General features: G+C 76.9%; 7 protein-coding genes. 3 read left to right on the top strand and 4 right to left on the bottom strand.

The window, feature by feature from the left end; translation table 11 throughout:
• Window positions 1-6 precede the first annotated feature (6 nt).
• Window positions 7-1,443, bottom strand: coding sequence for a glycosyltransferase 87 family protein (locus tag ACF1ED_RS18695; protein WP_391761711.1), 1,437 nt, complete (start codon window positions 1,441-1,443; stop codon window positions 7-9).
• A gap of 274 nt (window positions 1,444-1,717) precedes the next feature.
• On the bottom strand, window positions 1,718-2,692 hold the full coding sequence (locus tag ACF1ED_RS18690; protein ID WP_391761709.1) for a phosphotransferase enzyme family protein: 975 nt from the start codon (window positions 2,690-2,692) through the stop codon (window positions 1,718-1,720).
• A 354-nt stretch (window positions 2,693-3,046) separates the two neighbouring features.
• Here ACF1ED_RS18690 and cydD point away from each other — a divergent pair, with 354 nt between their 5' ends.
• Window positions 3,047-4,801, top strand: a complete 1,755-nt coding sequence (gene cydD / locus ACF1ED_RS18685) for a thiol reductant ABC exporter subunit CydD (protein WP_391761707.1) — start codon at window positions 3,047-3,049, stop codon at window positions 4,799-4,801.
• Between the two features lie 77 nt (window positions 4,802-4,878).
• A complete protein-coding gene (gene cydC, locus ACF1ED_RS18680) occupies window positions 4,879-6,741 on the top strand; it encodes a thiol reductant ABC exporter subunit CydC (protein WP_391761705.1) in 1,863 nt (620 codons plus the stop codon).
• A gap of 343 nt (window positions 6,742-7,084) precedes the next feature.
• On the opposite strand, the gene ACF1ED_RS18675 is transcribed toward cydC, so the two are convergent.
• Entirely contained in the window at window positions 7,085-8,887 is a 1,803-nt protein-coding gene (locus ACF1ED_RS18675; protein ID WP_391761703.1) for an FAD-dependent monooxygenase, read from the bottom strand.
• Between the two features lie 177 nt (window positions 8,888-9,064).
• Between ACF1ED_RS18675 and ACF1ED_RS18670 the strand changes: the two genes are divergently transcribed.
• The gene (locus tag ACF1ED_RS18670; RefSeq protein ID WP_391761701.1) at window positions 9,065-10,372 is read left to right on the top strand and encodes a cytochrome P450; all 1,308 of its coding nucleotides are present in this window, start codon (window positions 9,065-9,067) and stop codon (window positions 10,370-10,372) included.
• Here the strand turns inward: ACF1ED_RS18670 and ACF1ED_RS18665 are convergent.
• The gene (locus ACF1ED_RS18665; RefSeq protein ID WP_391761699.1) at window positions 10,362-12,326 is read right to left on the bottom strand and encodes a BTAD domain-containing putative transcriptional regulator; all 1,965 of its coding nucleotides are present in this window, start codon (window positions 12,324-12,326) and stop codon (window positions 10,362-10,364) included. The two genes, ACF1ED_RS18670 and ACF1ED_RS18665, sit on opposite strands and share 11 nt — an antisense overlap.
• Window positions 12,327-12,527: the final 201 nt, after the last annotated feature.

The raw sequence follows: 12,527 nt of genomic DNA, 5'->3' as shown, positions 1-12,527 counted from the left end.
CCGCGCTCACACCCGCTCCTCCCGGGCCTTCTCGTCCCGGGCCCGCTCCCCCCGGGGCTCCTCGTCCTGGGCCCGCTCCTTGCGGGGCTTCTCGTCCGGGGTCCGCTCCTTGCGGGGCTTCTCCTCCACGAGCGCGGGCCGCGGCGAGCCGGCCACCGGCTCCGGCGAGGGACGCCGGGCCGCCGCGCGCAGGGCCAGGGCGCCCAGCAGGAGCAGCACCAGGCCGCCGGCGACGACGCTGGAGGCCAGCAGCTGCTTCCCCGGGCCGAGTTCGAGCGAACCGACGTGCGTCCACAGGTCGTCGTCGTCCCTCGCCCCGATGTTGGCGAGGAAGTAGACCTTGCCGTGGAGCAGCAGGGTGACGACGACGGCGACCGTGACGCGCTTCCAGGAGCCGCGCGCCCAGGTGTAGACGAGGAGGGTGGCCGGGAACGACCAGACCCAGTGGTGCGTCCAGGCCAGCGGCGTGACCAGCGGGATGACCACGCCGATGGCGCACAGCGCCTCCAGCGTCAGCCCGCGCCGGTGCAGACCGACGGCGAGGGCGAGGCCGCCGGCGGCGACCAGGGCGGCGGAGGCCAGCCACAGGGGGTCCGAGTCGAGTCCGGCGGCCCGGGTGACGACGCCGCGCAGCGACTGGTTGAGGACGTTGCTGGGGAACTCGTGCACGCGCTCCGAGGCCCACAGCACCTCCGTCCAGTACCGCCAGGCGGAGTGCGGCAGGGTGGCGAAGCCGATGGCCACGGTGGCGAGGAAGGTGCCGGTGGCGACGGCGGCGGTGCGGTACTGGCGGGTCAGGAAGAGGTGGACGATGAACAGCGCCGGCACCACCTTCACCGCGGCGGCCAGTCCGGTGCCGACGCCGCGCCAGCGGGCGGCCCTGCCCGTGTCGCCCGGATCGCGGAACAGGTCCCACAGGACCAGGCCCATCAGCAGCAGGTTGACCTGACCGGCCGAGAAGTCGTGCTGGAGCGCGTCGAAGACGAGCGACAGCAGGAAGGCCCAGACCGCGGCGAGCGTCAGCCGGCGGCGCAGCGGGGTGCCCCGGCGGCCCAGGTACCAGAAGATCAGGAGCTGCAGGCAGAGCATCTTGCCGACGTACCAGACGCCCGCCGCCAGCCACTGCGGCACCACGGCGAAGGGGGCGAACAAGTAGGCCGCGAACGGCGGGTAGTTGAAGGGCGGGTCGGCGTCGTACAGCTCGCCGCCGCCCAGCATCTGGTCGGTGGCGTCGAGGTAGATGTCCAGGTCGACGAGGAAGTACTCGGCGAGCTGGGGCTGGAGCACGTAACTGGTGGTGGCGTGCCAGGCCAGCTTGAGGAGGGCGACGCCCAGCATGACGCCGAGCACCAGCCCGGCGCGTCCGGCGAACCGGCCGCCGCCGGCCGCGCCACCCCCTCCCTTGCCGCTCTGCACGCCCTCGTCGGTGATGACCGCGGTCACGTCGGCTCCCCTTTCCGGTTCCGGTTCTCGCCTGGTCTGTGTGATCGGTGTGATCGGTGTGGTGGTGCTGCGGTGCTGTGGGTCTGCGGTGCTGAAGTGCTGTAGGTCTGCGGTGCTGAGGTGCTGTGGGTCTGCGGTGTTGTGGGTCTGCGGTGCTGTCACCCCGACCGTCCCAGCGGTGCCTCGGCAGCCCCTGGAAGATCGCTGGAACCGGAGTCGGGGGCGGGCCCGCCGCGGAACCGGACGGGCGGCGCGCGCGGCGGCCGGAGCCCGCTCAGCCCCGGCGCCAGCCGGAGGCGTCCGCCCCGCCCCGGAGGGTCGCGATCCGGCGCGCGAACTCCGCGCGCGCGGACGGGTCGTGGGGCGTGTCGCGCAGCAGCGCGGTCGTCATGGCCGTCAGGCGCAGCCGCAGCAGGACGTCGAAGCCCGGCCACGCGACGACGTCGAAGCCCACCGCGCGGACCGCCTGCCGGTAGACGTCCTCGCCGAGCCAGCCGAAGCCGCGGTACGGGATGCCGAAGGCGGTGGCGAGATCCCACTCGCGCGGCCCGTGGGCGACGTGCTCCAGGTCGATCATCACCGCCGAACCGTCCGCCGCCCGGAGGTAGTTGCCCTTGTGCGCGTCACCGTGCACGGGCCCGGCCGGCAGCTGGGGGCGCAGCGCGGCGGCCTCCTCGCGCAGCTCCGTCACCCGCTCCCGCAGGAACTCCAGGTCGGCGTCCGGCACCGGGACGCCCGGCGCCTGCGCCAGGTGACCGGCCGCCTCGGCGAGCGGGTCGAGGGCGGGCAGCCGCGGCGCCTCCTCGGCGGGCAGCTCGTGCAGAGCGCGCAAGGCCCCGGCGAGCGCGGGGAACCCGGCCGTGCCGCCGTGGTCCGGCAGCTCCCGCCAGAAGGTGACCACCCGGCCGTCGAGGAGGGACGGCCCCGGCACCTCGGGGAGCGCCCGTACGGCGGGGAACCCGGCCCTCTCCAGCCAGCGGGCGACGGCCAGTTCGCGGCGGGCGCGCGGCAGGGCGGCGGCCCGGGAGACCCGGACCACGACCGGCCGCCCGGCCAGGGCGAAGACCGCGTTCTCGCCGAGCCGGAGCAGACGGGCGCCGTCCGGGTCCAGGCCGGCCGCCGCGCAGGCGGCCCGGAGCGTGGCGCGGGCCGCCGCCTCGGTGAGTCCGGCGGTGGGCGTGGGTGTGGCGGTCGGGACGGAGGCGGAGATGGAGATGGTGGGTGCGGAGGTGGCTCGGCTGGTGTTCATGTGTCTCTCCCCGGTGGTACGGGCGGGCCCCGCGCGTGGGGCGGCAGCCTGCCGGGGGCCGCTGGACCCGGCGTGGAGGCGGGCTGGGGCCGGCGGGGAGGCGTACGCGGGCCGGCCGGCCGTACCCCTCCCGCACGGGAGCGGACGGAGAGCGGGCGGGATCCGGCACGGGGCGCGGACGGGGAGCGGGCGGGATCCGGCACGGGGCGCGGACGGAGAGCGGGCGTGATCCGGCACGGGGCGCGGACGGAGAGCGGGCGGGATCCGGCACGGGGCGCTCAAGCGGCGCTGGGGTCACGCTCGACCCGGGGGCGCGAGAGTGGCCGCACTATGCATAAAGGACTGCTCGGGTCGGTGCGTTCCGCCCCCATCGTGCTGCGCCACCTCTCCCTCTGCCTGGCCGCCGCGGCCCTCGCCGGGCTGCTCGTGCTCGTCCAGGCCGAGCTCCTCGCCGGGCTGCTCTCCGGACGCCACGCGGAGGCCGTGTGGGCCGTGCTCGCCGGTGTCGTCGCCGTCCGGGCAGCCCTCGGGTGGGGGCAGTCGGCCGCCGCCGCGCGCACCGCCTCGGCGGTGAAGAACGGGCTGCGGGCCCGGCTCGCCGCCCGGCTGGCCCGGCCGGGCGCGGCGGCCCGCGGCGAGGAGCGCTCGGGCGAGCTGGTGGCGCTGTCCGGGCGGGGCCTGGACGCGCTGGACGCCTACCTCACGGGCTACCTCCCGGCGGCGGCCGTGGCCGCGGTCGTCCCCGTGGCCGTGCTGATCCGGCTGGCGGGCGCCGACTGGACGAGCGCGCTGGTGGTCCTGGTGACGCTGCCGCTGATCCCGCTCTTCGGGGCGCTGGTCGGCATGCACACCAAGGCGACCACCGAGCGGCAGCTGCGCGAGATGACCCGGCTGGGCGGGCACTTCCTCGACGTGGTGCGCGGACTGCCGACGCTGCGGGCCTTCGGCCGGGTCCGGCACCAGGCCGAGGTGATCGGCCGGATGGCGGACGGGCACCGGACGGCGACCATGCGGGCGCTGCGCGTCGCCTTCCTCTCCTCCCTGGTCCTGGAGCTGGCGGCGTCGCTGTCGCTGGCCCTGGTCGCCGTGCCGGTCGGGCTGCGGCTGATGTCGGGGACGCTCGACCTGTCGACGGCGCTCCTCGTGCTGCTGCTCGCCCCCGAGGCGTATCTGCCGCTGCGCCAGCTCGGCGCCCAGTTCCACGCGGCGATGGAGGGCGTGGCGGCGGCGGACGCGGTGTTCGAGGTGCTGGACCGGGACGAGGAGGACGGGCGCGAGGGGGCGCAGGACGGGGCGCCGACGCGCTCCGCGGACCGGCCGTCGGCCGTCTCGCTGACGGAGGTGACGGTGCGCCACCACCCTGACGGGCCCGCCGTGCTGGATGGGCTGAGCCTGGAGATCGCGCCGGGCGAGCGGGTGGCGCTCGTCGGGGAGAGCGGCGCGGGCAAGAGCACCCTGCTGCGCCTGCTCATGGGATTCGTGACGCCGGAGCGGGGGAGCGTGCGCGTGGCGGGGCGGGAGCGCCCGCTGTACGTGCCGCAGCGGCCCCACCTCTTCGCGGGCTCCGTGGCCGACAACGTACGGCTGGGGGCGCCGGACGCGAGCGAGGCGGAGGTCCGGGCGGCGGTCCGCGCCGCGCAGGCGGAGGAGTTCCTGTCCCGTCTGCCGGAGGGCCACGGGACGCGGCTCGGCGAGGGCGGCACCGAACTCTCCGCCGGGCAGCGCCAACGCGTCGCCCTCGCCCGGGCGTTCTGCGCCCCGCCGGCCGGGCTGGTGCTGCTCGACGAGCCCACGGCGCGGCTCGACGCCGGTACGGAACGGGCCGTGGTCGCCGCGGCCCGCGCCCTGACCGCCGGCCGCACCGCGGTGATCGTGGCGCACCGCCCGGCGATGATCGCCCTCGCCGACCGCGTGATCCGGCTCCACGAGGGCCGCGTCGTGTCCGACACCCGCACGCGGACCGCGCCGCACGGGAACCCGCCCCCGGCCGGAACGCGAACGGCCGGAGCGCGGCCGGCGGAGGCCCGAACGGCGGAAGCCCTCACGGCGGAAGCCCTCACGGCGGAGGCCCGAACGGCAGGAGCCCGGACGGCGGAGGCGGCACGGTGAACCGGCACCAGGACCCCGGCCCCGGTCCCATCCCTGGCGCGACCACGACCACGACCCCCACGGCGGAGGCCGGCAGCATGGTACGGACGAAGAGGCCCGGCACGGCGGACGTGAGGCACGCGGGCCCGGGATACCGGGGGCGTACCGTCTGGGCGGTGGCGTGCGGGGTGCTCGCCACGTGGACCGGGCTCGGACTGACCGCGGCGGCGGCCTGGCTGATCACCCGGGCGGCCGGGCAGCCCCCGCTGTCCGCGCTCAGCCTGGCGATCGTCGCCGTCCGCGCCTGCGCCACGCTCAAGGGCGTCTTCCGGTACGGCGAGCGGCTGGCCGGACACGACGTGGCGCTGCGGGCCCAGGCCGCCGAGCGCGGGCGGCTCTTCGCGGCGCTGGCCCCCGCCGGACCGGTCCGCCGCGGCGGCGACCTGCTGAGCCGGATGGTCAGTGACAGCGACGCGGTGCAGGACCTGCTGGTGCGGTGCCTGCTGCCGGCGGTGGGCGCGGCGGCGGGCGTGACCGGGGCGCTGGCCGTCGCCGTGTGGCTGCTGCCGGCCGCCGTGCCGCTGGTGGCGGCGGGGCTGCTGACGGCCGCGCTGCTGGTGCCGGCCGTCGCGGCGGCGACCGCCCGCCGCTGGGCGCGGCGCACCGCTCCGGCCCGCGCCGAACTCGCCGCCCGCACCGCCGACCTGGCCCACGGGGCCGACGACCTCGCCGCGTACGGCGCGACCGGGCGGGCCCTGGCGGCGGCGGCCGGGGCCGCGGAGCGCCTCACGGCGCTCGAACGCCGCCGGGCCCGGGCGCAGGCGGCGGCCACCGCGGTGGCCGTCCTCGTCCAGGGGCTGACGGTGCTCGCGGTCGTCCTGCTCGCGCGGCGGCACGACGCGGGGCAGGTCACCACGGCGGTCCTCGCCCTGGCGACGCTGGTCGGCTTCGAGCCGGTCCTGCCCCTCCCCCGCGCCGCGGAGGACTGGGTGACGGCCCGGGCCGCGCTGCGCAGGCTGCGGGGCACGGGCGCGGCGGCCCCCGAGCCGACCTCGCCGAACTCCCTGGAGTCCCTGGAGACCCTGGAGACACCGGAGTCCCCGCAATCCGCGAAAACCCCGCGGTCCTCGAAGTCCTCGTACGGCGGTCTCCCGGCCGTGCCCGGGGCGGTGCCGGAGGGGCCCTGCACGGTCCGGGTCGAGGACCTGACGGTCCGGTACCGGCCGGGCGCCGCGCCGGCGCTCGACGGCGTCGGCCTGATGCTGCGGCCCGGCCGCCGGATCGCGGTCGTCGGGCCGAGCGGCTCGGGGAAGAGCACGCTGCTGGGTGCCCTGGCGGGACTCGTGACGGCGGAGCGCGGCGGGGTGATCCTGACCGGCGGGGACGGGCGGGACCACCGGGCCGGCGCAGGTCCGGAGGGGGAGGCGGTGCGCCGGGTGATGACCGGTCTGGTCACAGAGCCGTACGTCTTCCAGGCCTCGCTCCGCGACAACCTGGTGCTGGCGCGGCCGGACGCGGACGAAGCGGAGGTGGCGGAGGCGCTGGCGGTCGCGGGGCTGACGGAATGGGCCGGCCGCACCGGCTGGGACACCGTGCTGCGGGAGGACGGCGGTTCGGTCTCCGGCGGCCAGCTCCAGCGGGTGGCGCTGGCCCGCGCGGTGCTGCGGAACCCGCCGGTGCTGCTGCTCGACGAGCCGACCGAGGCGCTGGACCCGGAGACGGCGGACGCCGTCACCGCGCGGCTGCTGGCGCGCCCGGCCGGGGACCGTACGACGGTGTGGGTGACCCACCGGCTGAGCGGACTCGCGGCGGCGGACGAGATCGTGGTCCTGGAGGGGGGCCGTGTCACCCAGCACGGGACCCACGACGAACTGGTCGCGGGGCCCGGCTACTACCGGGACGCATGGGAGTGCGAACTCCTCGCCGGCGGCCTCGCGGGGGCGGCTGCCCAGCGGGCCTGAACCGGCCGGAGGGGTGACGGAGCGGAGGGCGAGCGGGGCGGGGCGGCGCGACGGGGGATGGCGCGCCGCCCCGGCGGGACTCGGACCCGCACGGCTCCACGATGGCCCCGCCCCCTCCAGGCCCCGTCCAGAACCGCTGGACGGGGTACGGAACGGAGGGGGCGGGCCTCGCCGTCGCCGTACGGACCCCGCTCCCGGCCGCCCGAGCCCTCACGTCCGAGCCCTCACGTCCGCCCGCCCGAGCTCATACGACCGTCCGGCTCCTTCCGTCCGGCTCCTTCCGTCCGGCTCCTTCCGCCCGGCTCCTTCCGCCCGGCCGGCCGTCACGACGCCCGCCGAGCCGTCACGCCGCGCGCGCGTCCTGCGCGGGCTCCGCCCCCTGCCCGCCGTCGCGGGCGAGGACGCGCAGGAGCGCCGCGGTGAGGCGGGCGGTCCGGGCGCCGGTGCCCTCCGGGGCCGGGGCGTCCGCCGCGGTGTCCGAGCGCCAGGCCACGAAGCCGTCGGGGCGGACGAGCACGGCCTGGCCGGGGGCGGCGGCGTAGCGCTCGCTCCAGGAGGCGGAGACGGCCCGTGCCTCGCCGGGTCCGGCGGTGGCGGCGTCGGTGACGGTGAGGGCGCGCACGGCGGCGCCGGTGGCCTCGGCGGCGGCCCGGGCCGGGGTCGTCCAGTCCGCGCCGGGCGCGGCCAGCAGTACGAAGCCGTCGCCGAAGAGGTCGACCGTGGACAGCTTCTCGCCGTCCAGCTCCACCTCGACGTGGGGCGCGCGGGTGCCCGGCACGGCCCGGGGGTCGTCCTCCCACAGGTCCGGGGCGCCGTCCGCGCCCGCTCCGGGGTCCGTGGCCACGGGCGCGGGCGCGACGACGGCCTCCGAGCGGTAGCGGTAGTGGAACATCACGGCGGGGTCGGGACGGAGCCTCGGGTCGGGTTCGGCGGTGCCCTGGCCGACCAGGCGGGGGCGGTCCTTCGAGCGCAGCACGGCCTGTTCCACGGTGGCGCGGGCCACCGGCCGCCGCTCGGCGTCGTAGCTGTCCAGCAGGGCCTCGCCGGCCTGGCCGCGCAGGACGGCGGCCAGCTTCCAGGCGAGGTTGTGGGCGTCGGCGAGCCCGGTGTTGGAGCCGAACGCCCCGCTGGGCGGCATCAGATGGGCGGCGTCGCCGACGAGGAACACCCGGCCCTGCCGGAACCGTCCGGCGAGGAGCCCGGCCGCGTCCCAGGGCAGGGCGTCGTGCACGGTGACGTCGAGGTCGGGCAGACCGGCGGCGGCGCGGACGAGTTCGACGCAGCGCTCCTCGGACAGCCGGGGCGAGCCGGCCTCCCGGTCGTCGATGACGTGCAGCAGCCAGCGGTCGGCGTTGTCGATCGGGAGCAGGGCGCAGCGGGCGCCGGCGGCGGTGGTGTAGCAGATGATGAACCGCCGGTCCCCCAGCACCTCGCGCAGGTCGGCGTCGAAGCGGATGTTGACGAAGCGGGCCATGGTGCCCGGCCCGTGGGTGGGGATGCCCAGCGCGCTCCGGACGCGGCTGCCCGCGCCGTCGGCGGCGATCATGTAGCGGGCCCGGACGCGGTGTTCGGCGGCGCCGTCGCCCTCGGCTCCGTCGAGGTCCCGCAGGACGGCCGTGACGCCGTCCGCGTCCTGGGTGAAGGAGGACACCTCGCGGCCGAAGCGGAGGTCGGCGCCGAGTTCCAGGGCCTTGTCGTGGAGCAGCGGCTCCAGCTCGTCCTGGTGGCACAGGCTCCACGGGGAGGGGCTGAGGACGCTGTAGTCGGCGCCGCTGTCCTGGTGGTACGACTGCCGCAGCTCGCCCAGGTGGCGGCCGGCCAGGCTCTCCACGGCGATGACGCCGGCGTTGTCGGCGAGCGCGCGGGCGGAGACCGTGTCGCGCACGGCCTCCTCCAGCCCGACGCCGCGGAGCAGTTCCATGCTGCGCGGGTTGACGCCGCGGGCACGGGGGTGGACCGCCAGCGAGCGGTGCCGCTCCGCCAGCACCGCCCGTACGCCCTGGCGGGCCAGGAAGACGGCGGTGGCCAGGCCGACCAGCCCGCCGCCGACGATCAGCACGTCGGCCCGCTCGGTCCCGTCCGGCAGGCCCGGCGACCCCGGGGCGCTGCTGTCGTGCGGGGTGGTCTCCGGTGTCGCCTGTCCCATGTGGTCTCTCCCTCGGCCGAGAGGGGCCCGGGTCGGCCCCCGCCGGTGAACGTAGGCAGGGAGAGCGGGAGTTGTCCCGTCCGCACCACCGGGGCCCCAGCCGGTGTCGAGCGCGGCTCGTGACGCTGGGCGGCGTCGCGGAGGAGCCGCGCCAGGACGAGGCCCAGGAGGACGCCCGTGCCCCAGACCACCGTGCCCGACCACCGCGGCCGCTCCGAGCGCCCCGGGGACCCCGAGGCCCCCGGGCGCTCCGAGGCCCCTGACTCCCCCGGGCTCCCCGGTCCTTCCGGGGGCGGCGCCGGGGAGCCGCCGCGGTTCCCCCTCCCCAACACCACGCCGTGGCTACCCGCCCCCGGTTTCGCCCCGCTGCGCGAGGAGCGGCCGCTGTGCCCCGTGCGGCTGCCGACCGGCAGCGACGCGGTGCTCGTCACCGGATACGCGGACAACCGGGCGCTCCTCGCCGACGAGCGGTTCAGCCGGGCGGCGGCGGCCCGCGCGGGCGCGCCCCGGGCGCGCCGCATCCCGCTCGACTCGACCTCGCTGACGACGCTGGACGGCGCGGAGCACGCGCGGCTGCGCTCGGCCGTGGCGCGGGCCTTCACCCACCGGCGGGTGAAGGCGCTGGCGCCGGTGGTGCGGGCCGAGGCGGACCGGTGGGCGGCGGGCCTCGCGCGGGCCGGCCGGCCCGCCGACCTGGTGGCGGGGTTCACCCGGCCGTTCTCGCTCGGGGTGATCGGCGGCCTGCTGGGCGTCTCGGTGCCCGATCTGCCGGCCTTCCGGGCGATGACGGAGGCGTACCTGAGCGTCGACGGGCACACGCCGGAGGAGATGCTGCGGGCGGTGGCGGGGCTGAAGGAGCTGCTCGGCGAGGTCGTGGCGCGGCGCCGGGCGGAGCCCACGGACGACGTGCTGGGCGTGCTGGCGGCCGACGGGGGCGCGACCGCGCTGTCCGACGCGGAGATCGTGACCTTCGGGACGACCCTGCTGGTGGCCGGCTACGAGACGACGGCGGCCCTGATCGCGAACGCCGCGGTGGCGCTCTTCACGCATCCGGAACAGTGGGCGGCGGTGCGGACCGCGGGCGGGCTGTCGCCGCGGGCGGTGGAGGAACTGCTGCGGTACACCGCGATCTCGGTGGGCGGCGGCACCCTGCGGGTGACGGTGGAGGAGGTCGGACTGCCCGGCGGCACGGTCCCGTCGGGCATCGCGGTGCAGCCGGCGACGACCGCCGCCAACCGCGACCCGCGGGTCTTCGACGACCCGGACGTCCTGGACCTGGAGCGGGCGCACAATCCGCACCTGGCCTTCGGGCACGGGGTGCACTACTGCCTGGGCGCCAATCTGGCCCGGCTCGAACTCACGGCCGCCTTCGAGGCGTTGCTGGACCGCTTCCCCGGGCTCGCCCCGGCGGAGCCGCCGGAGCGGCTCCGCTGGGAGGAGCGCAAGATGATCCGCGGGCCGCTGGCCCTGCCGGTCACCTGGTGACGAGCACCGGGCCGCCGGAGAGCGCCGGGGCCCCGCTCCGGGGCGCGGGAACCGACGGCCCGGTCCCGGTCCCGTGGCCGCGCGCCGCCGGTCCGTGGCCGGGGGGCCCGGCCGGGTCCGCGAGGGCGGCGAGGGCGGCGCGGACCGCCGGGGAGAAGCGGTACCGGTAGCGGTCGTCCGTTCCCGCGCCGGAGCCGGACGGCTGCCCGGGGGCCGGATCGGGGTCCGGGCGCATCAGATAGTGCTCGACGAGGTGCTCCAGGAACGACTCGGCGTCCCCCGGCACGACGCCGAGGATGCCGGCCGCGTCCTCGGGGGTGACGGTGGCGTCCGCCGCCGCCGCGAGGCGGTGCAGCGCCCGCCGCTCCTCCGCGCCGAGCAGGCTCCGGGTCAGGTCGACGCTGCCCAGCAGCCCCAGTTCGGCGAGGGCGGGGCCCTCGGGACCCGCCTCCCGGTCGGGGGCCGTGCGGTACGAGCGCAGCAGCCGGGCCATCGGCCAGTGCGGCCGGAGCCGCCCCCGGTCCGCGACGACGCGGAGCGCGACGGGCAGCCGGGCGCACAGGTCGAGCAGGCCCTGGGTGGCGGCGGCGTCGGCGGACAGCCGGTGGTCGCCGCAGGCGTCGGCGAGCATCCGGCGGGCCGCGTCCGGGGAGAGCGGGGGCAGTTCGACGGTGGCGGTGAGCCCCGGGTCGACCAGCCGCCGCCGCGAGGCGACCAGGACGGCGCTGCCGGGGCCCGCCGTGAGCAGCGGCCGCAGCTGGGTGGTGTCGGTGGCGTCGTCCAGGACGATGAGGACCTTGCGGCCGTCGGCCCAGCTCCGGAACATCCTGGCCCGCTCCTCCAGGGTGGCCGGGATCCGCTCCGGGCGGACGCCGATCGCGCCGAGGAAGTCGTTGAGGACGGTCTCCGGGGGCACGGGGGTGCCGTCGGGGCCGAGCAGCCGCGCGTACAGGTCCCCGTCGGGATAGGCGGAGCGCAGGCGGTGGGCGGTGTAGGTGAGGAAGGCGGACTTGCCGCTGCCGGGCGGGCCGAGGACCAGCACGGCGGGCGCGGAGGCGAGCCGGTCGGCCACCGCCGCGCCGACCTGGTCCAGTTCCGCGTCGCGGCCGACCAGCCGGGGCAGGCCCGGGGGCAGCCGGGTCACCGGGTCGGTGCGGGAGGCGGGGAAGGCGGAGGCGCGGGCGGGATTCTCGATGACGGGTTCGCCCGCGATCATCTTCTGCTGGAGGCGGCGGAGTTCCGCCGAGGGCTCCAGGCCGAGTTCACGAGCCAGGGCGGTGCGGGCGCCCTGGTAGGCGAGCAGTGCCTCGGAGCGGCGGCCGGCCTGGTAGAGGGCGAGCATCAGTTTGGCGTGGAATCCCTCGTGAATCGGCTGCTGGGCGACGATGGCGATGAGTTCGCCGATCACCTCGCGGTGCCTGCCGAGCCGCAGATCGATGTCGATGCGCTGTTCCAGTACGGTCTTGCGCAGTTCTTCGAGACGGACCTCCTCCGCCTGGAGAATGGGGCCCGCGGTGACGCCGGTCATGGCCGCGCCCGACCACAGCGCGAGGGCGGACCGGAAGGTGACGGCGGCCTTCTCCAATTCGCCGGCGGCCATTTCCGCCCGGCCCCTGCGGGCCCGGGCGACGAATTCCTGGGAATCCAGGGATTTCTCCGGCAGCCCCAGGAGGTAGCCGTTCATCATGGTGTGCAGGACGGGGTCACGGCCGGCCGCCGCGGGATCGCCGGGCAGTTGGGCCGGGGTGCCGGAGCCCCCGAGTCCGAGTGTCTTGCGGAGCTGGTAGATGTAGGTCTGGAGGGTCGTGGTGGAGCTCGGCGGCGGGTTCTCCCCCCAGAGCTCCTCCACCAGTTGGTGCGTGCCGACGACCGATCCCGCGTTCATCGCGAGCAGCGCCATGACGGTGCGGAGCTTGGGCGCCGTCGGTGTGGCGATCGCGCTCCTCTGAAGCACCTGAAAAGGACCCAGAACCTTGATTTCCACTGCTCCCCCTTCCGAATCATCACCGATCGAATTCTCGTTCGGCGAGGCTAAAGGGGTTCGGTAGACGTCCGGTCGAGCCGATCTGGATTCCCACTCTCCCCCCGCTGTCCTCCCGCTCTCTTCCCGCTCTTCCCCCGATCCGGCCTCGATCCGGCCTCGACGCCCCTTTGG

The organism is Streptomyces sp. NPDC014656 (assembly GCF_043084305.1).
Lineage (GTDB): Bacteria > Actinomycetota > Actinomycetes > Streptomycetales > Streptomycetaceae > Streptomyces.
This window is presented reverse-complemented; position numbering and strand designations above follow the sequence as displayed.